Origin of the sequence: Sphingomonas phyllosphaerae (assembly GCA_036946405.1) — a bacterium.
In the GTDB taxonomy this organism is placed as follows: Bacteria; Pseudomonadota; Alphaproteobacteria; order Sphingomonadales; family Sphingomonadaceae; genus Sphingomonas; species Sphingomonas phyllosphaerae_D.
The window spans coordinates 2,423,630-2,446,860 of record JAQIJC010000001.1; the positions used below are offsets into that span (position 1 = coordinate 2,423,630).

Here is a 23,231-nt window from a genome sequence, read left to right on the forward strand (position 1 = left end):
TTAATTCAGGCAACTACGCATCTCGTGTCGGCAGCCGTCGCGAGGCTCTAGGCAGCGCGGCCTTCGCGGATTAAGTCGACGCCATGACCGCTACCAACGACATTCGCCGCTCGTTCCTCGACTATTTCGGTTCGGCCGGGCACCAGATCGTGCCCTCGGCCCCGCTGGTGCCGCAGAACGATCCGACGCTGATGTTCGTCAACGCCGGGATGGTGCCGTTCAAGAACGTGTTCACCGGGCTGGAATCGCGACACTATTCTACCGCCACGTCGTCGCAGAAGTGCGTGCGCGCGGGCGGCAAGCACAACGATCTCGACAATGTCGGCTATACCGCACGCCACCATACGTTCTTCGAGATGCTGGGCAATTTCAGCTTCGGCGACTATTTCAAGGAACAGGCGATCACCCACGCCTGGACCTTGCTCACACGGGAGTGGGGGCTCGACCCGGATCGTCTGACCGCGACCGTCTTCCACACCGATGATCAGGCGTTCGATCTGTGGAAGAAGATCGCCGGGCTTCCCGATCACCGCATCATCCGCATCGCGACCAAGGACAATTTCTGGGCGATGGGATCGGACGGGCCGTGCGGCCCGTGCTCGGAGATCTTCTACGACCATGGCGAGCACATCTTCGGGGGGCCTCCGGGCAGCCCGGATGAGGACGGCGATCGCTTCGTCGAAATCTGGAATCTCGTGTTCATGCAGCATGTGCAGGAGGCCGATGCGATCGTCGGCGACCTGCCGCGTCCGTCGATCGACACCGGGATGGGGTTGGAGCGAATCGCGGCGGTGATGCAGGGCGTCACCGACAATTACGACACCGACACCTTCAAGGCGCTGATCGCCGCCTCGGGCGCGCTGACCCACACCGCGACCACCGGCGACAATCAGGCGAGCCACCGCGTGATCGCCGATCACCTGCGCTGCTCGGGCTTCCTCGTCGCCGACGGCGTGCTGCCCGCCAACGAAGGTCGCGGCTACGTGCTGCGCCGGATCATGCGCCGCGCGATGCGCCACGCGCATCTACTCGGCGCGAAGGAGCCGTTGATGCACCGGCTGGTCCCGGCGCTGATCGCCGAGATGGGGGTGGCGTATCCCGAACTGATCCGCGCGCAGTCCTTGATCGAGGCGACGCTGCGTCAGGAAGAGACGCGCTTCCGCCAGACGCTCGACAAGGGGCTGCGGTTGCTCGACGACGCCACCGCGGGAATGAAGCCTGGCGACACGCTGGCGGGCGACACCGCCTTCCGTCTCTACGACACTTACGGCTTCCCCTACGATCTCACCGAAGACGCGTTGCGCGCGCAGGACTTCAAGGTCGACCGTGCCGGCTTCGATGCCGCGATGGCCGAGCAGAAGCGCGCCGCCCGCGCCGCATGGAAGGGCTCGGGTGCGAAGGCGTCGGACGATCTGTGGTTCGATCTGGTCGAGGAAGTCGGCGCGACCGAATTCACCGGCTATAGCAGCGATGTCGGCGAAGGCGTGGTGCTCGCGCTGGTCAAGGACGGCACGCGCGTCGACCATGCCGAGACCGGCGACACGGTCGACGTGATCGTCAACCAGACCCCCTTCTACGGCGAGAGTGGCGGGCAGGTCGGCGATGCAGGGATTATCAGTAGCGACAATGGGTTGCGTGCCGATGTTGCCGAAACCTCGAAGCAGCTCGGCAAGCTGTTCGTCCACCATGCGACGATCGCCGCGGGCGCGCTGAAGGTCGGTGACACTGTCAAGCTCGCGATCGACGTCGCGCGCCGCGCCGCGATCCGCGCCAATCACTCGGCGACGCACCTGCTCCACGAGGCGCTGCGCCAGAAGATCGGCACGCATGTCGCGCAGAAGGGCTCGCTGGTCGCGCCCGAGCGGTTGCGCTTCGACGTCTCGCACAACAGCGCGATGACCCCGGAGGAACTCGCCGAGGCCGAACGCGCGGTCAACGCGCAGATCCGCCGCAACGGCAGCGTCGAGACGCGGCTGATGACCCCCGACGAGGCGATCGCCGAAGGCGCGATGGCGTTGTTCGGTGAGAAATACGGCGACGAGGTACGCGTCGTGTCGATGGGCACCGAGGAAGACGGCAAGACCTATTCGATCGAATTGTGCGGCGGCACGCATGTCCGCGCGCTCGGCGACATCGGCGTGTTCAAGATCGTCGGCGAGAGCGCGGTGTCGTCGGGTGTGCGCCGCGTCGAGGCGCTGACCGGCGAGGCGGCGCGGCAATGGCTCAACGCCCGCGACGAAAAGCTGCGCGAGGCGGCGGCAACGCTCAAGGCGTCACCTGATGAAGTCCCCGCCCGCGTCGCCGCGTTGGTCGAGGACCGTCGCCGGCTCGAGCGCGAGCTGGCGGAGGCGAAGAAGGCGCTGGCGCTCGGCGGCGGCAGCGGCGGTGCGCCTGCTGGCCCGGAAACGGTCGGCGGCGTCGGCTTCGTCGGCCAGGTGCTCGACGGGTTCGAGGCCAAGGGGCTGCGCGGCGCGGTCGACGATGCCAAGGCGCGCGTCGGCTCGGGTGTGGCGGCGCTGGTCGCCGTCAACGATGGCCGGGCCTCGGTGGCGGTCGGCGTCACCGCCGATCTGGCTGGCGAGATCAGCGCGGTCGAGCTGCTGCGTCAGGCGGTGGCGGTGCTCGGCGGGCAGGGCGGGGGCGGCCGCCCCGACATGGCGCAGGGTGGTGGTCCCGATGGCGACAAGGCCACCGACGCCGTCGCCGCAATCCGCATCGCGCTGGAAGCGCGCACGGTTACGGCATAAGGCCAAGTCGCCTAGCTCTTCGTCGCCCCGGACTTGATCCGGGGTCCCGCTTTCTCCGTCATTGTCAGCGAAGCAATGACGATAGACTATCTCGTGGCGAAGACCCGGAAGCTGTCATCCTCGGTTCGGCCCGGAAGGCCGCACCCCGATAAACGAAACGCCGCCCGTGCCTGACCGCACGGACGGCGTCTCGCCAAGAAAGCGGCGGGGCCGAAACCCCGCTGCCTTCTAACTCAGCGCGGCTTGCGCTTCGACTTCGCCGGCGCCGTGGTTTCGGTCGTCGCCGCGGTCGCGGTGTCGGCGGTTGCCGCCGTCGCATCCGCCGTGGCTCCCGCTGCGGCGGTCGCGCCGCCCGACGGCGCCGCTCCCGCCATCGCCGCCTTGAGCTGCGCCGCGGTCATGCCGAGCAGAATGCCCTGCGGCCCCGGCCCGAAGCCGGTGACCGGCAACACCGCATCACCGTCGGCGGTGGTCAGCGTTACGCCGCTGGCGTCGACCGACTTGATCGTGCCAAGCTGCGCGCCACCCGTCCCGTAGACGGTCGCGCCCGGCACCAGCTTGGCCTTGAAGTCGGCCGAAGCCTGCGCCTGCTGCTGGCCGGCGGCCGCCTCGAGCTGTGCCTTGGTCATCGCCAGCACCGGGCCCTGCGCGCCGCTGCCCAGCGAGGTCAGCGGGATCGCAGCCTTCACGGTGCCGGTGTTGACGACGGCGTTGGTGCCGTCGGTCGACTCGACCGTGCCGACCACGCCGCCCGACGTGTCATAAACGGTTGCGCCCGTGGTGACGGCGCCGCCCGCCGCCGGTGCGGCCTGCCCGGCAGCGGGCGCCTGGGCCGGGGCCTGCGCCGCGGCGGCGCCCGGGATCAGTGCGGCCGAAGCAAGGGCGAGAATGGCGAAATGCTTCACGAGGAACTCCTATACTCGTTGGCAAAAATCTGGGTCGGGTCCAAACGGTTCGGGCCCGGCAGGGTTCCGAACCTGTAACAATCCGCCTTGCCCTGCGATGAACGTCTTGTTCACCTTATGCGTGTTCCCTGATCGTTCCTGATGCGCTAGGTGTGAACAATGGCGAAGGTTCAGAAGAGATTTGTGTGCCAGTCGTGCGGCTCGGTCAGTCATCGCTGGCAGGGGCAATGCGGCGATTGTTCGGAATGGAACACGCTGGTCGAGGAAGCGCCGCTCAACGCGACGCCGTTTCAGGCGAAGCACAATCTGCAGGGCGGCGGCCGCATGATCGCGATGACCGCGCTCGATACACAGGCGGTCCTGCCCGATCGGTTGCCGTTCGGGCTTGCGGAGCTGGACCGCGCGCTGGGCGGCGGGTTGGTCGCCGGATCGGCGACGCTGATCGGGGGCGATCCCGGCATCGGCAAATCGACCTTGCTATTGCAGGCGGCGGCGGCGCTGGCGCGCGCCGGGCATGACGTCGCCTATGTCTCCGGCGAGGAAGCGGCGGATCAGGTGCGGCTGCGCGCGCAACGACTGGGGCTTGGCGATGCACCGGTGCGGCTCGCGGCGGCAACATCCACGCGCGATATCCTGACGACGTTGGGGCACGGCACGCCGCCGCGCCTGCTGGTGATCGACTCGATCCAGACGATGCATTCGGACCTGATCGAAGGGGCACCCGGCACCGTCAGCCAGGTGCGCGCCACCGCGCAGGAGCTGATCCGCTTCGCCAAGGAGCGCGGGACCGCGGTGGTGCTGGTCGGGCACGTCACCAAGGACGGCTCGATCGCGGGGCCGCGCGTGCTCGAACACATGGTCGACACCGTGCTCAGCTTCGAGGGTGAGCGCAGCCACCAATATCGCATATTGCGCAGCCTCAAGAACCGCTTCGGCGGCACCGATGAGATCGGCGTCTTCGCGATGGCCGGGGACGGATTGGTCGAGGTTTCAAACCCTTCCGCCCTGTTCCTGACCCAACGTGACGAGGGCGTGACCGGCGCGACGGTCTTCCCGGCGCTGGAGGGTACGCGGCCGGTGCTGGTCGAGATCCAGGCGCTGGTCGTCCGCGTGGCGAGCGGTGCGACCCCGCGTCGTTCGGTGGTCGGGTGGGATTCGGCGCGGCTGGCGATGATCCTCGCGGTGCTGGAGGCGCGGTGCGGGCTCAGCTTCTCGACCTGCGAGGTCTATCTCAACGTCGCTGGCGGCTATCGCATTCAGGATCCCGCTGCCGATCTCGCCGTCGCGGCGGCGCTCGTTTCCGCGCTCAGCGAACGCCCGATCGCCGCGGAGGCAGTGGCGTTCGGCGAGATCGCGTTGTCGGGGGAGTTGCGCCCCGTCGCGCACGCACCGCTACGGCTGAAGGAAGCCGCGAAGCTCGGCTTCGAGCGCGCGTTGCTGCCCGCGGCGGTCGATCGCGGTGCGATGCGGCAGTCGGCGTTCCGGACCTTGGGTCAGTTCGTCGATCATCTGCTCGGTCGCGGGTAAGTGGGGCTGTCCTACACCGTCCAACATCAGCTAGGCTGGCGGTACGGTGCAGCGGCGTCTTCGGCGAAGACCCGCGCGCAACCACCGTTTTGCGCAACCTTCGCCAACATCCGGCCCTAGCCGACCGCGGGATCGCGCCATAAAGGAGGGGGCATGAACCTGGAGCCGCTCGACATCGTCGTCCTCGTGCTCGTCGCGCTGACCGCGATCGGCGGCGCGCGACGCGGATTCGTGGGGGAGGTGCTGGCGCTGTTCGCCTGGGTGGCGATGATCTTCGCGCTCAAGATCTTCCATCTGCCGCTGTCTAAGGTGCTGGCAGGTTCGATCGCCAGCGTCTCAGGCGCGGCAGTGCTGGCGTTCGTGCTGTTGACCGGGGGCACCTATCTGGTCAGCCGCTTGATTATCAACGCGATCGCGGCGCGGACCCGCACGTCGGTGCTTGGGCCGATCGATCGCGCGCTCGGTTTCGGCTTCGGTGCGCTCAAGGGATTGATCCTTGCCAGCCTCGCCTTCCTGTTCCTCGTGTTGATGCTCGACCTCACTGGCGGCGGGCCGACGCGTCGGCCAACGTGGCTGAAGGACGCGCGCACCTTCCCGCTGCTGGTGGCGACCAGCGGCGCGGTGGCCGACTTCGTCGATCGCCGCCGAAAGGGGCAACCGGTATTTGGTCCGCGAATCCCTGCCGGCAACAGCGACGGACGGTCATGAGCCTCGACCTTTATACCCCGAACATCAGCGCGCTGGCGATCGGCAACCCCTTCCCGGATCGTCTCGCCGACGCGCACGGCTCGGCCGAGCGCCGGTCGCCGATCTGCGGCAGCCGGGTGACGGTCGATGTCCGGCTGGACGATGACGGGCGGGTCGCCGCACTCGGCACGCAGGTCCGCGCCTGCCTGCTCGGTCAGGCGTCCTCGACGTTGCTGGCGCGCCACGCGGTCGGCCGTTCGGTCGAGGAGCTCGCCACCGCGCGCGATGCCTTGACGCACTGGCTGGCCGGCGACGGCGACCTGCCCGACTGGCCGGGGCTCGACATCTTCACGCCCGGGCTGAAGTTGACCGCACGTCATCCCTCGATCCGCCTCGCGTTCGAGGCGGCGGCCGAGGCCGCGTCGCAGGCGCGTGCCGCACGGGGCGATTGATGGAACACGCTGATCTTTCGATGATTCGCGACGGCACGATCCTGCTCGGCAGCGGGCTCGTGTTCGTGCTGGTGTTCCGCCGCCTCGGTCTCGGTGCCACCCTGGGCTTCCTCGTCGCCGGCGCGGTCGTCGGCCCGCACCTGCTCGGGCTCGTCGGCGATGCCGAGGCGAAGCTGGGCTTCGCCGAACTCGGCATCACGTTGCTCCTGTTCATCGTCGGCTTGGAACTCAGCCCGCAGCGGCTGTGGCGGCTCAAGGAGGATATCTTCGGTCTGGGGCTGATCCAGGTCGTGGCGTGCGGGATCGCGCTGGCCGCGATCCTCGCGCTCGCCGCACGCTTCTCGCTGGCGGCGGCGCTCGCGGTCGGAATGCCGCTCGCGCTATCCTCGACCGCGCAGGTCCTCCCGATGCTGCAATCCTCGGGACGGCTGCGGACGCCCTTCGGCGAACGCGCCTTTTCGATCCTGCTGTTCCAGGATCTGTCGATCATCCCGATGATTACGATCATCGCCGCGATGAGCCGCAACCCGGCTGCGACCAGCGGACCGGAAGGCTGGGTGCTCGGGCTATACACGGTCCTCGCGATCGCCGGACTGGTCGCGGCGGGACGCTTCGTGCTCCGACCGTTGTTCCGGCTGATCGGGCATCTGGGCGAGCGCGAGATGTTCGTGTTCGCCGCGCTATTCACCGTCATCGCCGCCGCCGCGGTGATGGAGCGGCTGGGATTGTCGACCGCGCTCGGTGCGTTTGTCGCCGGCGTGATGCTGGCCGACAGTCCGTACCGGCATGAACTCGAAGCGGATGTCGAGCCGTTCCGTGCGATCCTGCTCGGATTGTTCTTCCTTGCGGTCGGCATGATGCTCAACCTCGATGCGATCGCCGAGCGCCCGTTCTTCGTCATCGCCATGGCCGCAGCGCTGATCGCGACCAAGGCGGGGATCATCACCGCGCTCGGACTCGTGTTCCGGATGGGCTGGCGTCCGGCACTCGCGCTGGGCCTGCTGCTCAGCCAGGGTGGCGAGTTCGGGTTCGTGCTGCTCGCGCAGGCGCAGCAGGCGCTGCTGATCGCGCCCGATGCCGCCAGCCTGTTCGGCGCGATCATCACGCTATCGATGGCGACGACCCCGTTCCTCATGATGTTCACCCGCCGCTTCCGCGAGGAGCCGATCGCCGCGCAGACCGACCGCGACGGGCCGCGCGCGGACGGCGCGAACGCGATCATCGTCGGCTATGGCCGCTTCGGGCAAACCGTCGGGCAGATGCTGATGGCGCAGGATATTCCCGTGACCTTGATCGACACCGACATTGAGATGATCGACATCGCGGGCGAGCTGGGATCGAAGGTCTATTATGGTGACGGCACGCGGCTCGACCTGTTGCGGCAGGCGGGGGCGGCTGAGGCGGAGCTGATCCTTTTTTGCATGGACGGCGACCAATTGACGCTCGAGCAGTTGGAGGCGGTCCACGAAGCCTTCCCGAATGCCGCGCTCTACGTCCGCGCCTATGACCGCCGTGCTTTGGTCAAGCTCAAGAACGGTCCGGCGCGCGCCGTGGTGCGGGAGGTCCTCGAGTCGGCGGTGAAGATGGCGCGGTTGGCGATGAACGGGCTCGGCATCGCCCCCGGTGAGATCGAGCGCGCCGAACAGATGTATCGCGCCAGCGACAAGGAGCGGCTGCGCATCCAGATCGAGGCCAGCGATCCGCATACCGCGCGGGCCATGATCGCGGAACAGCATCCGTGGGGCGGGGGAGAACGACCGTGAACGCCATCCTGTTGCTGGCGGCGCTGTCGGGCGCGACTGCGGTCGGGGCAGGCGCGTTCGGCGCGCATGGCGCGTCAGGCGCGGCGGTCGAATGGCTGAAGACCGGTGCGCACTATCAGCTGGTCCACGCGGTCGCCACACTGGTCGCCTTGCGTTTCGAGGCCCGCGGGCCAGCGTGGTTGTTCGTCGCAGGCGGCGCGATCTTCGCCGGTACGCTCTACCTGATGGCGATCGGGCTGCCGCGCTGGCTGGGGGCAGTGACGCCGATCGGCGGAGCACTGCTGATCGCGGGCTGGTTGTGGCTGGCGTGGATCGGCGCACGCGGCTGACGCATCATCGGGTAGCGGCGGCGGGCTGCACCTCCTCGACCTCGCCGCGCTCGGGATCGCGGATCGACGGCCGCAGCCGTGCAAGGCTGCACATTCCCGCAACCACGGCCAGCCCGGCGGCGACCAGCGGCGCAGTCGCGCCTGCACCGACACCCAGCGCGAGCAGACCAGCGACCAGCGTGGCGCCAGTCGTTTGCCCGACCAGCCGCACCGTGCTGACCAGCCCGCCCGCCGCCGCGGCGCGCTCGCGCGGGGCCGAGCCGATGATGAGGCGGGCATTGGGCGGGAGGAAGGTGCCGAACCCCGCTCCGCACAGCGACATGCGCCACGCGATGTCGAACCATGACGGATCGGCGGGCATGAAGGCGAGCAAGAGCAGCGCCGTGGTCGAGATCGCCATGCCGATCCCGCCCAGCAATCCCGCCGGCACGCGATCGGAGAGCCAGCCCATCAGCGGCGCGACGACCATGTTGGTCAGCGGCCATGGCGCGATCACCGCGCCGACCGCGGCCGCGCTCATCCCATAGCTGTGCGTCAACCGGAACGGCGTCGACAGTAACAATGTCATCGACGCGGTGAAGGCGGTGAAGCCGCCGATCGTCGACAGAGCGATCACCGGACGCGAAAGGAGATCGATCGGCAGGATCGGCTGCGCCGCCGCCCGCTCGCGGTGGATGTAGAACCGCCCCACCATGATTCCGAGCGCGACGATCGCGAGCGACACGACCGGGCTGTCGCCATGTACCGCACTTTCCGCGCCGCCAATGACGAGTCCGAACATCGCCGCGCACATCACCGCGCTTACCACGTCGAACGGCCGGTCCCGCGGGGCCGAATCGGGCAGCGCGCGCCCGAGCAACAGCGAGGCGATGGCGAACGGGATCGCACTTGCGAAGACCCATGGCCAGGGTGCGATCGACAGCACCAGCCCGCCGATCGTCGGCGCCGCGGCGGCCGACGATGCGACGACAACCGAATTGATGCCCAGCCCGCGGCCGAGCTGCGCGGCGGGGTAGGTTTGCCGGATCAGCGCCGACGCCACCGCAAGCGCCCCGGCTGCCCCCACCGCTTGAACGGCCCGAACGACGAGCAGAAATGGCAAGCTCTTCGCGAAGAAGCACAGCAAGGTTGCGACCGTGAAGATCATCTGGCCGAGCTGATACATGCGTTTAAGCCCGATCCTGTCCCCCAGCCCGGCGAACGGCAACATCAGCATCACGAGCATCAACTGATAGACGGTGACGATCGCCACCACCGATGCCGATCCGACGTTCAGGTCGCGCGCGATCGTCGGCAACGCGACGTTCGCCACGCCGCCATCGATGATGACCAATGCGGTGCCGAATGAAAGGGCACCGATCGCTGCGTAGCGGCGTGGAAGAGGGAGACCGTCGCCGGCCTGTGGCAGATCGCTCATGTGCGCGCGACGACGCGCCGCGGTCGGGGTTGTTCCCGCAAGGCCGGTGCCGCAGAGTGCCGGGATGACGAGTGGAGCGAGCAGAATGAAAAGTAAGCGTATCGGATGGTGGCTCGCGGGTGTGGCGTTGACGGTGGCCGCGGGGGCGGCATGGGCGCAGCGCGCGGCGGAAACCGATCCCTATATCTGGCTCGAGGACAAAGACGGCGCGCGCGCGCAACGCTGGGTCGCGGCGGAGAATGCCCGCACCTTGCCGCGCCTGCAACGCGATCCGCGCTACACGCAATTCCATGCCGAAGCGCTGGCGATCGCTGCGGCCAAGGATCGCATTCCGATGCCCCAGCAGGTGATGGGGCGGATCGTCAACTTCTGGCGCGACGCCGATCATCCGCAGGGCATTCTTCGTTGGACGACTCCCGAGAATTACGTCGCGCCGCAACCCGAATGGCGTACGTTGCTCGACGTCGACGCGCTCAGCCAGGCGGAAGGACGCAAGTGGGTCTACAAGGGGCTGAACTGCCTCTCGCCTGACGAGCGGCTGTGCCTGGTGGCGCTGTCGGAAGGCGGCGAGGATGCCGTCACCTATCGTGAATTCGATCTATCGACCGGCCAGTTCGTCGCAAACGGCTTCGTGCTGCCGACGTCGAAGCAGGGAGCGGCGTGGCTCGACGAGGACCATCTGCTGGTCAGCCGCGATTGGGGCGCGGGGACGATGACCACGTCGAGCTATCCGTTCGTCGTCAAGAAGGTCACGCGGGGCGCTCCGTTGACTCAGGCCGTGGAGGTCTATCGCGGCGCGCCCGACGATCAGCTCGGCACCTATGCGAGCGTCATGACCGATGGCGCGGGCAACCGCGCGGTGTTCATCGAGCGGCAGAAGACCTTCTTCGGGGCGGACCGGCTGCTTCTGACCGCCTCCGGTGTCACGAAACTCGATCTGCCCGCGCGCACCGCGCCTGCGGCGATGGTGGACGGTCAGGTCGTCTTCACGACCAGCGAGCCGTGGGGCGCGATCCCGACCGGCGCGGTGGCCGCCGTGCCGCTGAAGGCGCTCGAGGCGGGCCGGATCACGCCGACGCTGATCTTCGCGCCGACGCCGCGCCAGGCCGTCGGCGGTGTCGATGCGACCCGTCATCACCTGATCGTCGACTATACCGACAATGTTCGGGGGCGGGTCAATGTCTATACGCCGTCGGCGACCGGCTGGACCGCTAAGGCCATGGCGCTGCCGGACAATGCGAGCTTTGGCATCGTCGGCACATCGGACCGGAACGACACCGCGTTCTTGGCGACAACCGGCTTCCTGACGCCCACGACCCTGGCGCGGTTTACTGCGGGCAGCGATGCCGCGCCGGTGCAGGTCAAGGCGCTCCCCGCCAAGTTCGATGCATCCGGACTGGTCGTGGACCAGTTCGAGGCGACGTCCAGCGACGGCACCAAGGTTCCGTATTTCATCGTCCATCCGCGCAACGCACCGCGCGACGGCAGCACGCCGACGATCATGACCGCCTATGGCGGGTTCGAGCTGCCGATGTTGCCGAGCTATTCGGCGATCACCGGCAAATTGTGGCTGGAGCGCGGTGGCGCTTATGTCCTTGCCAACATCCGCGGCGGGGGCGAGTTCGGGCCGGCGTGGCATGATGCCGGTCGCAAGACCAAGCGCCAGATCATCTACGACGACTTCGCGGCGGTTGCCCGCGACCTCATCGCCCGGCGGCTCACCAGCCCCGCCAAGCTTGGGATTTACGGTGGATCCAACGGCGGCCTACTGATGGGGGTGGAGTTCAACCAGCATCCGGATCTCTGGAAGGCGGTGACGATCCAGGTGCCGCTGCTCGACATGTTGCGCTACGAGCAGATCGCGGCCGGTGCGTCATGGGTCGACGAATATGGCTCGGTTTCGGTGCCGGCGGAGCGGGCGTTCCTGCGGACGATCTCGCCGTACCACAACATCAAGCGTGGCGTGTCCTATCCCGAGCCGTACATCTGGACCACGACCAAGGACGATCGTGTCGGCCCGCAGCATGCCCGGAAATTCGCGGCCCGGCTCAAGGAGTATGAGCTGCCGTACCTTTTCTACGAGGATACGGCGGGCGGCCACTCGGGCGATGCCGATATCGAGCAAGGAGCGCGTTTGCAGGCGTTGCAGATGACCTATTTCGCGCAAAAGTTGATCGGGTCGCGACAACCCTGAGGATGGGAACGCAGCGTTTCTCTCGTCGATCTTGCTGCGATGCGGCATGATCGGCTAAGAGGCGCGCGATGACTGCTGAAACCGAAAGCCGGCCTGCGCCGGTGGTGCCCGATAGCGTTCCCGTCGTCTTCGAGGCGATCGTCAAATTGCAGGCGATCGCCGCGATGTACAACCGGGGCAGCGTCACACTGGCCCCGCATATCCTCTATACCAAGCACGGCGAAATCTACCTCGACGCCCTGACGCTCGAGCGCGACGGTGTGCCACCCAAGGAGCCCAAGATCGGCGCGTTCAAATTGGCGGGTCTTTCGGCGCTCCGGATCACGCCGCGCCGCTTCAAGCCTAGTGAGCTGTTCGTCCCGGGCGAGGAACGCTACGTCGGGGTCACCCTGCTGTCCGTAGAGGCCTGAAACGGCCGATCCGGCTCACTTTGACGGGCGGTTTTTAGAGCCCGCCCGTCCTGACGATCGATAGCAACAACCAATAGAGCCCGCCGGCAAGCAGCATTGCTACCGGCAAGGTCATCACCCATGCCGCGGCGAGCTGCAGCAAGGTGCGACGCTGCAGGCCGTGCCCGCTCGCTACCGATGCGCCAGCGACGCCCGACGAGAGGATGTGCGTCGTCGACACCGGCAGGCCGAAGCGATCGGCGGCGAGGATCGTCGCCGCGGCCACGAGTTCGGCGGATGCGCCCATCCCATATGTCATGTGCTGCTTGCCGATCCGCTCACCGACCGTGACGACGATCCGTTTCCAGCCGACCATCGTCCCAAGTCCGAGCGCGAGCGCGACCGCCACCTTCACCCAGAGTGGGATGTAGCGGGTTCCCCGCTCCAGCCGCGTGCGATAATCGGTGAGCACGGTCTTCTCGCCGTCGTTGAAGCCGTTGTCTTTGGCGGCGGCGATCATCCGCGTCGTATCCATGACGAGATACATGTCGTTGCGGATGTTGGGCGCGGCGCTCGCAGGGACCTGGCCGAGCGAACCATAGCTGGCGACGCGGCGGGCGAGTTGGTCCGAAACGGTAATTGCCGCCCCATAAGTCTGGCCGTTCAGCACCTCGCGCTTCTTCAGCGACGTCTTGAGGACGGCGCGTGCACGATCGGGATCGACCGGCGTCGCACCATGGGCGACCAGCATCGCACGGGCGTCCGCCGCACTCTGCACGAAGGCGGGCGTTTCGCTGGCCGGCAGGGTACGATTGAGCGCATAGGCGGTGGGCGCGCAGCCGATCAGGATCAGCATGATGAGCCCCATGCCCTTCTGACCGTCATTGGACCCGTGGCTGAACGACACCGCCGTGCAGGTGAAGATGAGCAGCGCCCGGATGCCGCGCGGCGGAGGCGTGTCGCCCTCCGGCGGGGTCATCAGTTGTGGATTGCGGGTCATGTGTCGGATGACGAGCAGCAGCAGCGCGGCCGCGCCGAACCCGATCAATGGCGCCATCCACAATCCGGTTAGCACCTTCGTGGCCTGCGACCAGTCGACCCCCGACGTTCCGCCGGTGTCACTGGTCAGCAATTGGTTCGCGAGCCCGACACCGAGCACCGAACCGATCAGCGTATGGCTGGAACTGTTGGGAAGACCGACATACCAGGTCGCGAGGTTCCAGAGCACCGCCGCGAACAGCAGCGCGAAGATCATCGCGAAGCCCGCGCCCGATCCGACATTCAGGATCAGATCTACCGGCAACAGGGTGATGATCGAATAGGCGACCGCCCCCGAGGAGAGCATCACGCCGAGAAAGTTGAAGAAGCCCGACCAGACGACCGCGAAATGCGCGGGCAATGCGTTGGTGTAGATGACGGTCGCGACGGCATTGGCCGTGTCGTGGAAGCCGTTCACGAACTCGAATCCGAGTGCGATCAGCAACGCGAGACCGAGAAACGCGAACACGCCGAGCGCGAGTTGCTCCCCGACCTGCTGCGTGTCGATCAACACGCTGACCCCTGCATAGCCGAAGCCGATCAGGACAATGGCCAGAAAGGCGACACGGGCCACGGGATGAACCGGACCGTCGAACGAGCGCGTCGCCGCGGGCGGTGACGAAGGCGACGCCTCTAGGACATTGGATGCCATGACGAGTCTCGCTCTCGGCGTATACCGTGACAGTTTGATGACCGACGCACTGTCTTAATGCGAAGCTCGCGAATTAAGGAGGTCAGCCCGTCCCGGTAGAGGTGGGGAAAGTCGTTTGTTTCGCGTAACTTGTGCGTCGAACGACCAGTCCCGCCGCCGGGCAAGCCGCGGCCGGATACTTCGGAGAACATCCGGCCCCTTGCTTGCCGATCAGCGGCGGGTGATCGCCGCCAGTTCAACGCCGCGTGCGTGCGTCAGCGCGGCGAGCCGTAGCTGCGCGTCCTTGCCCATCTCGGCCTGGCAGCGGAGCACGTCAAAACGGTCACGGATATCAAAGGGATGACCGCAGACCTTGATGGCTGCGCGGCGGGCGCGTTGGCGGAAATGGTATTGGCCGGCGACGGTGGCGAGATTGAGATCGTTGACCGCGACTCGTGCGGTGAACGTTACGCGATCCGGTTGGGCCAGGGCGGGCGAGGAGGAAAAAGCGAGCGTCAGCAAGGCCGTAAGCGCGGCGCGATCGAAGCGGTTCATCGACGTTACTCCTGGAGGATATCGGCAGCCTGGCCGGATGTCGCTTCTGCCCCGCAGGCGAGTGACTGTCCGGTGCGGCGAATTGCCGATGCGGTGCGCCTAGACGCGGCAATTTACCGCATCGCGTCGGGACCGCGTCGCTTCGATGACGCCAGAACGTCGCCGTTTCGCTTGCCCGGGACGCTCCCGTTCCCTAACTGTTCGAAGTGACCGAACGCTCCGCCGCTACGCAGGACCCGCCGTATCTGGCCGGGCTCAACTCCCCGCAACGCGAGGCGGTGCTGACCACCGACGGCCCGGTTCTGGTGCTGGCGGGCGCGGGCACCGGGAAGACCGCGGCGCTGACCGCGCGACTGGCGCATCTGCTGTGGACGCGGCGCGCCTATCCGTCGGAGATCCTGTCGGTGACCTTCACCAACAAGGCCGCACGCGAAATGCGCGAGCGGGTCGGGCGGCTGGTCGGCGACGCGGTCGAGGGGATGCCGTGGCTCGGCACCTTCCACGCGATCGGCGCGAAGATGCTGCGCCGTCACGCCGAGCTGGTCGGATTGCAGAGCAACTTCACGATCCTCGACACCGACGATCAGCTGCGCCTGCTCAAGCAACTCGTCCTGGCCGCGGACATCGACGAAAAGCGTTTCCCGGCGCGATCGCTGGCCGGGCTGATCGACGAGTGGAAGAACAAGGGGCTCGTGCCCGCCGAGATCGATGCCGGCGAAAGCGAACGCTACGCCAACGGGCGCGGCGGCGAGCTGTACCAGCAATATCAGGACCGGCTGAAGGCGGTGAACGCCTGCGACTTCGGTGACCTGCTGCTGCACGTCCTCACGATCCTGAAGCGCGACCGCGGGGTGCTGGAACACTATCAGCAGCGCTTCCGCTACATCATGGTCGACGAATATCAGGACACCAATTCGGTCCAGTACCTGTGGCTGCGGCTGCTCGCGCAGGAGCGGCGCAACATCTGCTGCGTCGGCGACGACGATCAGTCGATCTATTCGTGGCGCGGCGCGCAGGTCGAGAATATCCTGAAGTTCGAGAAGGACTTTCCCGGCGCCAGGGTGATCCGGCTCGAGCAGAACTATCGCTCGACCCCGCATATCCTCGCCGCGGCGTCGGGCGTGATCGCGAACAACGGCGGGCGGCTTGGCAAGGAGCTGTGGACCGAGCTTGATGCCGGCGAGAAGGTGCGCGTGCTCGGCGTCTGGGATGGTCCCGAGGAAGCGCGTCGCGTCGGCGACGAGATCGAATCGGTGCAGCGTAGCGGCAAGAGCCTCGACGAGATCGCGATCCTCGTTCGCGCGCAGCACCAGACCCGCGAGTTCGAGGACCGCTTCATCGCGATCGGGCTGCCGTACCGGATCGTTGGCGGATTCCGCTTCTACGAACGCGCCGAGATCCGCGACGCTTTGGCGTATCTGCGCGTCGTCAACCAACCCGCCGACGATCTGGCGTTCGAACGGATCGTCAACACGCCGAAGCGCGGGCTGGGCGACAAGGCGATCGCGAAACTGCACCAGCTCGCGCGGGCGGAGGGCGTGCCGCTGTCGATCGCGGCGGCCCGGATCCTCGACACCGACGAATTGACTCCACAGGCGCGGAAAGCACTCGGGCGGTTCGTCGGCGATGTCGCGCGATGGCGGGACATGGCGCGCGACCTGCCGCATCCGGAGCTGGCGCGACAGATCCTCGACGAGAGCGGCTATACCGCGATGTATCAGGCGGAGAAGTCGACCGAGGCAGCGGGGCGGCTGGAAAACCTCACCGAGCTGGTCCGCGCGATGGAGGAATATGAGAACCTCGGCGCGTTCCTCGAACATGTCAGCCTCGTCATGGACAATGAGGCGACGCGCGACGATCCCAAGGTGACGATCATGACGATCCATGCCGCCAAGGGGCTGGAGTTCGACACCGTCTTCCTCGCCGGCTGGGAAGAGGGGCTGTTCCCGTCGCAACGGTCGCTTGATGAGGGCGGCACGCGCTCGCTGGAGGAAGAGCGCCGGCTGGCCTATGTCGCGATCACGCGGGCGCGGCGGCTGGCGACGATCCTCCATGCCGCCAACCGCCGCATCTATGGCCAGTGGACCAGTTCGATCCCGTCGCGCTTCGTCGGCGAGTTGCCGCCGCAGCATGTCGAGAGCGAGACGAGCATGTCGGGCGGCGAGAGCCTGTGGCGCGCCAATTGGTCGGAGCGCGCCGATCCGTTTGCGGATGTCGCGCGCGGCACCGGCCGCGGGCCCGGGTGGCAGCGCGCCGCCGGGACGCTTGGCACCAAGCCGGGCGGCGAGTGGTCGAGCCGCACGTTCACGCGCGAACCGGCGCGAGTCGTCGAAAGTCGATCCTCGGCTGTGAGCCTGGGAAACAAGGGCCGCGGCGACCTGTCGGTGGGCCAGCGCGTGTTCCATCAGAAGTTCGGCTATGGCGCGATCGCGGAGATCGAGGGCAACAAGCTGGAGATCGATTTCGAGCAGGCCGGACGCAAGCGCGTGATGGACAGCTTCGTCACCGCCGGTTGATCGTGCGACTTTCGTCGGTTGCGCTGGTTGAGGCACCGGAGGTGCTTCCATGTCCGAAACCGCCGAAAAGTCCGATCCTGCGTTGTGGGAGAAGGTGAAGGAAGAGGTCATCGCCGGTGCGAAGGGCGGCAAGAAGGGCCAATGGTCGGCGCGGAAGGCGCAATTGGCGGTCGCCGCGTACAAGAAGCGCGGCGGCGGGTATAAGGGCGGCAAGGACGACGACAATTCGCTCCACCAATGGACCGAAGAAGATTGGGCGACGAAGTCCGGGAAGCCGAGCGGCGAGACGGGCGAGCGCTATCTGCCCAAAGACGCGCGCGACGCACTGACCGACAAGGAATATGCGCGAACGTCGGACAAGAAGCGCGCCGACACTCGCAAGGGCCGGCAGTTCTCGGCACAACCCCGGGATGTCGCCACGAAGACGGCGAGCGCCCGCGATCATCGCACCCGCGAGGCGCTCTATGCCGAAGCGCGCAGGCGCGGGATCGCGGGACGATCGAAGATGAACAAGGCGCAGCTTCGCGCCGCCCTTGCGGGATGAGCGAGAAAAATCGGGGCGGCCCGGAAGGACCGCCCCGTAGTTCAGGGAATGGCCGGGCGAGGGGGAATTGCCCGGCAATATGCGTCACGCACCCGAAGGCGGCGTCGCACAGGCATCATATAACGCGTCAACATTGCTGTCGTGTGTCTTTGGAACCCGTTTTCGTGACTGCAACGACATAATTTTGTGCGTTGACGCGGGAAGCCGGCTGCGGGGAAAGGGAGCATGTCCTCTTCCGCTCTTCCGGCCGCCTCGCATCGCCGTATCCTGCTCGCCAGCCTCGTCGGCACGTCGGTGGAGTTCTACGACTTCTATATCTATGCGACCGCTGCTTCGCTGGTGTTCGGGCCATTGTTCTTTCCCGCTGGCGATCCGTCCGCGCAATTGCTCGCCGCTTATGCGAGCCTGGCGGTGGCGTTCTTCGCACGGCCGGTCGGTGCCTGGGCGTTCGGTCATTACGGCGACCGGATCGGGCGCAAGTCGACGCTGGTCGTCAGCCTGATGCTGATGGGCGGATCGACGCTCGCGATCGCATTCCTGCCGACCTACGCGCAGGCCGGTTACCTCGCACCGGTGTTGCTGTGTTTGTTGCGGTTCGGCCAGGGCTTCGGGCTGGGCGGCGAATGGGGCGGGGCGGCGTTGCTCGCGGTCGAGAATGCGCCGCCGGGCTGGCGCGGGCGCTATGGCATGGTGCCGCAGCTCGGTGCGCCGGTCGGATTCATCGCCGCCAACGGGCTGTTCCTGCTGCTCGGCCTGCTGATGAGTGCCGAGGACTTCGTGGCCTGGGGATGGCGTATTCCGTTCGTGCTGTCGGTCGTGCTGGTCGGGCTCGGCCTGTGGGTGCGGCTGAAGATCGCCGAGACACCGGCGTTCGCACGTGTGCTGGAGGAAGGGCCGCCGCCAGCAGTGCCGATGGGTGAGTTGCTGCACGATCACTGGCGTGCGGCGCTGGGCGGCACCGCGGGGGCGATCGCCTGTTTCGCGGTCTATTATATCGCGACGGCGTTCGCGCTTGGCTATGCGACGACGCGGCTGGGGATTGCGCGGCCGACGATCCTGTCGATGCAACTCGGCGCGATCCTGTTCATGGCGGTCGGGATCGTCCTGTCGGGCATCTGGGCCGATCGCCGCGACGCACGGCATGTGCTGACCTGGGGATGCGTCTTCGCGGTGATCGCCGGATTCGTGCTGGCGCCGGGGCTGGGGTCGGGATCGCCGCCGCTGATCTTCGCCAGCCTGTCGGTGGCGCTGTTCGCGATGGGGTTCGTGTACGGACCGCTGGGTGCGTGGCTGCCCGGATTGTTCCCGGCGCGGGTGCGCTACACGGGGGTGAGCCTTGCCTTCAACATGGCCGGCATCATCGGCGGCGGGCTGACCCCGGTCGCCGCGGAAACGCTGGCGCGGCACGGCGGCCTGTCGCTGGTCAGCGGCTATCTTGCGGGAATGTCGCTGGTCAGTCTGGTCGCGCTGCTGGCGATGCGACCGCGCGACCCCGCCGCCTGACGTTCAGCCAAGCCGTAACAGCATCAGGCGCGCGCGGCCGTGCGTGCGATCGGCGTCGACGACAAAGCCCGCCGGTATCTCGCCCTCACCCTTCGCGGTTTCGATCGAGACCCATGTCGCCGGACCGATCCAGCCGAGCCGGGTCAGCTTGTCGGCAGCCACCGCACCCGCGCCGGTCGCATAGGGCGGGTCCATCATCACGATGTCGAGCGGCGCACGCGCCGGGCCGAGCGCCATCACCGACGCGGCCCGGATGTCGGCGCCCGTCGCCCCCAGCTTCGCGACATTGGCGCGCAGCACGTCGAGCGCCGGCTTGTCCTGCTCCACGAACAGGCAACTTGCGGCGCCGCGCGACAGGGCCTCCAGTCCGAGCGCTCCGGAGCCCGCGAAGAGGTCGGCGCACGCCAGCCCCTCGAAGCTGCCGACGCGGCTGGCGAGCATCGAGAACAATGCCTCGCGCGTACGATCGGCGGTGGGGCGGGTGGCGTCGCCCTTGGGCGCGGCGAGCGGACGACCGCGCCACTGGCCGGCGATGATCCTCACTTGCGCCCCCGCGGACGCGCGCCCGGCTTGGGCTTCGGCTTGGCCCAGCCGGGTTGGCGCTTGATCCGGGCGGGCCGCTGCGGCGTGACCGGCTGTTCCTCGGCCTTCGGTGCTGTCGGCCGCGGCGCGGCGCGCGGCGGGCGTGACGTGGTGGCGACGGCTTTCACGGGCGCGCGCTCGCCGGTGCGCGGAGGCTGCGGCGCACTGGTGCCGCGATGGGGCGCAGCCGCTCGCGCCACGCCGGGCGCGGGCCGTGGCCCAGCGGGAGCGCGCGCGCCGGTCGGCTGACGCGAGGCAGGCGCACGGCGGGTGCCGGGCACGGCGACATCCGCTACCTTTGGGCGCAGCTTGGCGGCGGCCTTCAGGGTTTGGCGGAAAGCGATCAGGTCCGCGACGCGAACCTCTCCGATGTCGCCGGCCGGCAGGTCGCCGAGCACGAACGGGCCATACCGCGTGCGGATCAGGCGGCTGACGCGCAGCCCCAGATGTTCGAGCACGCGACGGACCTCGCGGTTCTTGCCCTCGCTGAGCGTCATCTCGATCCAGACGTTGGCACCGGTGCGGCGCTCGAGATTGGCGTCGATCGCGCCGTAGCGGATGCCGTCGATCTCGATGCCGTGGATCAGATCCTCGAGCTGTGCCTGGCTGATCTGCCCGTAGGCGCGCGCGCGATAGCTGCGCTCGACGCCGGTCGCGGGCAGTTCGAGTTGTCGCTTGAATTCGCCATCGGTGGTCAGGAGCAACAGCCCCTCGGTATTGAGATCCAGCCGGCCGATGGGCACGAGCCGCGGCAGATCGGCGGGCAAGCGGTCGTAGATCGTCGCGCGACCGGCCGGATCGCGCTCGGCGGTCAAGACACCGGTCGGTTTGTGGAAGAGAAACAGCCGGGTAGGCTCGGCCGCGGCGACCGGCTCCCCGTCTACCGTAACGCCGTCGAGCGACGGCAGCACCGTGGCCGGCGTGTCGAGCACGACACCGTCCTTCGCGACGCGCCCCTCGGCGATCATCCGCTCGACCTCGCGCCGGGAGGCCACGCCGGCGCGGGCGAGCAGCTTGGCGATGCGGTGCGGGGAACGTTCGTCGGCCATCCCGGTCGCTTACGGGCTGCGCGCGCCGGCAACAAGGATTCTGATCGCGCGAAGCACGCGGGAAAGAAAACCGCCCAGCGGGGTTGAGCGGATGGCAGATTAGCGGGGGCGGAACAGGCGATGTTGTTCGGACGGCGGCAGCGGTCGATCGAAAAGTTGCTCGTCGTCGAGGACGAGCCGCTGGTGGCGTTCGACACCGAGCGGATGCTGAGCGATCAAGGCTTCACCATCGTCGCGACCGTCGACCGGGTCGCCGACGCGGTGCGGGTGATCGAGGCCGGCGCGGCGATCGATCTGGTGCTGGTCGACATCAACCTCGCCGATGGCAGCGGCATCGACGTCGCCCGGTCGGCAGCGGCGCGCGGGATCCGGGTGCTGTTCGTGACCGGCGCCTGCCCGGTCGATGCCGAGGTCGTGGCGGTCGGTTGTCTTTCGAAACCCTATACGCAACGGGATCTTGTCGGCTCGATCGACGCGATCGAGACGGCCGCGGAGGGGCGATCGCCGCCGCGCGTTCCCGGCGGATTGCGGCTGTTCGGAGGCGGAACGTCGATGACCGGGCTTACCTGACCGCGATTTCGCGCTAAGCCGTGCGCCTGACGGATGAGGGCGATGTGGATGGCGGCGCGGGTGGACGGACGAACCTGGGTGGATGGTGTGCGCCCCTATCTGGAGCGCGGGCCGCTCGCTGCCTTCGCGCTGGGCGTGTCGTCGGGTTTTCCCTATGCGATGATCGCCGCGACGCTGACGACGCGGCTGGCGCAGAGCGGGATCGACAAGAAGACGGTGACGGCGTTCAGCCTCGCGTTTCTCGTCTATAACATCAAGTTCTTGTGGGCGTGGGTCGTCGATGGCGTGCGGTTGCCGGTGCTCGGCGCGCTGGGGCAGAGGGTATCGTGGCTGATCGCGGCGGGGGTGCTGGTGATCGCGGCCGTGGCCAATCTGGCGCTCGTCGATCCCGGAGCGAGCATCGGCGCGACCGTCACCGCAGCGATCCTGGTCGCGGTGGCCGGATCGACGTTCGACGTCGTCATCGACGCCTTTCGCATCGAAATTCTCGAGCCGCGTCAATTGGGTGTCGGGTCCGGGATGAGCCAGTACGGCTGGCGGATCGGATCGGCGGGGGCGGCATCGCTGGCGCTGTTGGTCGCGGCCCGGCACGGCTGGACTTTCGCCTATCTGTCGACCGCGGTGCTCGCCTTGCCGGCGATGGTAGCGGGTCTGGTCCTCGGAGAGCCGCGGCGGCATCGCGACGTCGAGCCGCGGCGCGGGGTCGGGGCGGCCCTGGCTGCGATCTGGCGGCCGTTCCTGCAATTCTTTGCGCGTCCCGGCGCGTTCGTGGTGCTGTTGTTCATCCTGATCCACAAAATCGGCGACACATTGGGACAGCTGGTGCTGCGCCTGTTGCTCAATGATACCGGATTTACCAACGACGAGATCGCTTTGTACGACGTCGGTGTGGGTTTCTGGGCCTATCTGATCGGGATTTTCCTGGGCGGGGTCATGTACGCCCGGCTGGGTCTGAAGCGGGCGGTGCTGATCAGCCTGGTGCTGATGGCGGTTTCCAACGCCAGCTTCGCCGCGCTTGCGGCAGCGGGCCATAGCAACCTCGGACTCGCCGGTGCGATGACGTTCGAGAACATCGCGTCCGGGATCGGCGGGGTGACGGTGGTCGCCTATTTCTCGGCGCTGTGCGACCTGCGCTTCACCGCCGCGCAATATGCGCTGATCTCGGCGGCGGCGAGCGTCGTCGGGCGGATCGTGACCGGGGCGAGCGCGGGCGCGCTGGTCGAGCGGGTCGGCTACGTCAATTTCTACCTGCTGACGGTCGTGCTGGCGCTGCCGGGGGTGGCGCTGTTCTGGTGGATGAGCCGGTCGGGGCTGGTCGACCGATCGGTCGGGAGCGCCGGCACCGAAGGGCCGGGCGACGCACGCGATGGCACCGCACCCTAGACGCTGACCGGCCGGCCCTCGTCGGCAAAGGCGGCAGCGAGCGCGGCGGCGCTGGCCAGCACGCCGTCGACGTGACGCTGGCCCAGCAGGTCCTGCATCAGCAGGCGCGCGCCATCGGTGCGCGTCTCGACCCGCGCGAGGATGGCGAGCAACACCTGCTCCGAAGCGGTCATCCGCGCGCAGCAGCACGGGGCGATGGCGATCGGCACCGTCGCGTTGCCGGCCAGATCGGCCATCAACGCGCGCATCAACAGCAACGGGCGCCGGAACGCCTCGCCGAATGCCGTGAAGAAGCCGTGCGCCGCGCGCGCGTCCGACAGGCCGTGCGCCCCCATGCGGCGCATCGCAAACAGGATGATGCGCGCATTGGGGCAGTCGGGCAGCGGATGCGGCAAGGCGTTGGCGGTCAGAACGGGGGCGGGAAGCTGGGTCATGGAACAGGCGACTCCT

General features: G+C 67.6%; 20 protein-coding genes. 13 read left to right on the plus strand and 7 right to left on the minus strand.

All coding sequences use genetic code 11. The annotated features are described in order from the left end of the window. The first annotated feature begins 83 nt into the window (after positions 1 to 83). Positions 84 to 2,747: an alanine--tRNA ligase gene (alaS, locus tag PGN12_11640; GenBank protein ID MEH3104548.1), complete on the plus strand. Its 2,664-nt coding sequence runs from the start codon at positions 84 to 86 to the stop codon at positions 2,745 to 2,747. A 233-nt stretch (positions 2,748 to 2,980) separates the two neighbouring features. Here the strand turns inward: alaS and PGN12_11645 are convergent, their stop codons facing one another. Beyond that, entirely contained in the window at positions 2,981 to 3,652 is a 672-nt protein-coding gene (locus tag PGN12_11645) for a hypothetical protein (GenBank protein ID MEH3104549.1), read from the minus strand. A 159-nt stretch (positions 3,653 to 3,811) separates the two neighbouring features. Here PGN12_11645 and radA point away from each other — a divergent pair, with 159 nt between their 5' ends. The 5 genes from radA (at position 3,812) to PGN12_11670 (ending at position 8,410) form a co-directional block, all read left to right on the plus strand. Next, positions 3,812 to 5,179, plus strand: coding sequence for a DNA repair protein RadA (radA, locus tag PGN12_11650; protein MEH3104550.1), 1,368 nt, complete (start codon positions 3,812 to 3,814; stop codon positions 5,177 to 5,179). Between the two features lie 153 nt (positions 5,180 to 5,332). Beyond that, the gene (locus PGN12_11655) at positions 5,333 to 5,887 is read left to right on the plus strand and encodes a CvpA family protein (GenBank protein ID MEH3104551.1); all 555 of its coding nucleotides are present in this window, start codon (positions 5,333 to 5,335) and stop codon (positions 5,885 to 5,887) included. After that, positions 5,884 to 6,318 carry an iron-sulfur cluster assembly scaffold protein gene (locus PGN12_11660; protein MEH3104552.1) on the plus strand — a complete coding sequence of 145 codons (435 nt, stop codon included), beginning with the start codon at positions 5,884 to 5,886 and terminating at the stop codon, positions 6,316 to 6,318. The genes PGN12_11655 and PGN12_11660 overlap by 4 nt, the downstream gene beginning before the upstream one ends. Next, the gene (locus tag PGN12_11665; protein MEH3104553.1) at positions 6,318 to 8,081 is read left to right on the plus strand and encodes a cation:proton antiporter; all 1,764 of its coding nucleotides are present in this window, start codon (positions 6,318 to 6,320) and stop codon (positions 8,079 to 8,081) included. The genes PGN12_11660 and PGN12_11665 overlap by 1 nt, the downstream gene beginning before the upstream one ends. Beyond that, entirely contained in the window at positions 8,078 to 8,410 is a 333-nt protein-coding gene (locus tag PGN12_11670; protein ID MEH3104554.1) for a DUF423 domain-containing protein, read from the plus strand. The genes PGN12_11665 and PGN12_11670 overlap by 4 nt, the downstream gene beginning before the upstream one ends. A gap of 4 nt (positions 8,411 to 8,414) precedes the next feature. On the opposite strand, the gene PGN12_11675 is transcribed toward PGN12_11670, so the two are convergent. Continuing rightward, positions 8,415 to 9,827, minus strand: a complete 1,413-nt coding sequence (locus PGN12_11675) for an MFS transporter (GenBank protein MEH3104555.1) — start codon at positions 9,825 to 9,827, stop codon at positions 8,415 to 8,417. An 85-nt stretch (positions 9,828 to 9,912) separates the two neighbouring features. Here PGN12_11675 and PGN12_11680 point away from each other — a divergent pair, with 85 nt between their 5' ends. Both PGN12_11680 and PGN12_11685 read left to right on the plus strand, forming a co-directional pair. After that, the gene (locus tag PGN12_11680) at positions 9,913 to 12,021 is read left to right on the plus strand and encodes a prolyl oligopeptidase family serine peptidase (protein MEH3104556.1); all 2,109 of its coding nucleotides are present in this window, start codon (positions 9,913 to 9,915) and stop codon (positions 12,019 to 12,021) included. A gap of 68 nt (positions 12,022 to 12,089) precedes the next feature. Beyond that, positions 12,090 to 12,431 (plus strand): hypothetical protein, encoded by a 342-nt coding sequence (locus tag PGN12_11685; GenBank protein MEH3104557.1) that lies wholly within the window; start codon positions 12,090 to 12,092, stop codon positions 12,429 to 12,431. A gap of 34 nt (positions 12,432 to 12,465) precedes the next feature. Here the strand turns inward: PGN12_11685 and PGN12_11690 are convergent, their stop codons facing one another. Both PGN12_11690 and PGN12_11695 read right to left on the minus strand, forming a co-directional pair. Beyond that, the gene (locus PGN12_11690) at positions 12,466 to 14,100 is read right to left on the minus strand and encodes an inorganic phosphate transporter (GenBank protein MEH3104558.1); all 1,635 of its coding nucleotides are present in this window, start codon (positions 14,098 to 14,100) and stop codon (positions 12,466 to 12,468) included. Positions 14,101 to 14,310: 210 nt separating this feature from the next. Further along, positions 14,311 to 14,634, minus strand: coding sequence for a UrcA family protein (locus tag PGN12_11695; GenBank protein ID MEH3104559.1), 324 nt, complete (start codon positions 14,632 to 14,634; stop codon positions 14,311 to 14,313). A gap of 206 nt (positions 14,635 to 14,840) precedes the next feature. Between PGN12_11695 and PGN12_11700 the strand changes: the two genes are divergently transcribed. From PGN12_11700 to PGN12_11710, 3 genes are all read left to right on the plus strand, one after another. Further along, positions 14,841 to 17,150, plus strand: a complete 2,310-nt coding sequence (locus tag PGN12_11700; protein ID MEH3104560.1) for a UvrD-helicase domain-containing protein — start codon at positions 14,841 to 14,843, stop codon at positions 17,148 to 17,150. 49 nt (positions 17,151 to 17,199) lie between these two features. After that, complete coding sequence (locus PGN12_11705) at positions 17,200 to 17,694, plus strand: hypothetical protein (GenBank protein ID MEH3104561.1); 495 nt, start codon at positions 17,200 to 17,202, stop codon at positions 17,692 to 17,694. Between the two features lie 225 nt (positions 17,695 to 17,919). Next, positions 17,920 to 19,197 carry an MFS transporter gene (locus PGN12_11710; GenBank protein MEH3104562.1) on the plus strand — a complete coding sequence of 426 codons (1,278 nt, stop codon included), beginning with the start codon at positions 17,920 to 17,922 and terminating at the stop codon, positions 19,195 to 19,197. Between the two features lie 3 nt (positions 19,198 to 19,200). Here the strand turns inward: PGN12_11710 and rsmD are convergent, their stop codons facing one another. Together rsmD and PGN12_11720 are read right to left on the minus strand one after the other, a co-directional pair. After that, on the minus strand, positions 19,201 to 19,740 hold the full coding sequence (gene rsmD, locus PGN12_11715; protein ID MEH3104563.1) for a 16S rRNA (guanine(966)-N(2))-methyltransferase RsmD: 540 nt from the start codon (positions 19,738 to 19,740) through the stop codon (positions 19,201 to 19,203). Next, positions 19,737 to 20,828, minus strand: a complete 1,092-nt coding sequence (locus PGN12_11720; GenBank protein ID MEH3104564.1) for a pseudouridine synthase — start codon at positions 20,826 to 20,828, stop codon at positions 19,737 to 19,739. The genes rsmD and PGN12_11720 overlap by 4 nt, the downstream gene beginning before the upstream one ends. Positions 20,829 to 20,948: 120 nt before the next feature. On the opposite strand from PGN12_11720, the gene PGN12_11725 reads away from it, so the two are divergent. Together PGN12_11725 and PGN12_11730 are read left to right on the plus strand one after the other, a co-directional pair. Then, entirely contained in the window at positions 20,949 to 21,398 is a 450-nt protein-coding gene (locus tag PGN12_11725; protein ID MEH3104565.1) for a response regulator, read from the plus strand. A gap of 60 nt (positions 21,399 to 21,458) precedes the next feature. After that, entirely contained in the window at positions 21,459 to 22,781 is a 1,323-nt protein-coding gene (locus PGN12_11730) for an MFS transporter (protein MEH3104566.1), read from the plus strand. Here the strand turns inward: PGN12_11730 and PGN12_11735 are convergent. Next, positions 22,778 to 23,215, minus strand: coding sequence for a hypothetical protein (locus PGN12_11735; protein ID MEH3104567.1), 438 nt, complete (start codon positions 23,213 to 23,215; stop codon positions 22,778 to 22,780). The genes PGN12_11730 and PGN12_11735 overlap by 4 nt on opposite strands. Positions 23,216 to 23,231: the final 16 nt, after the last annotated feature.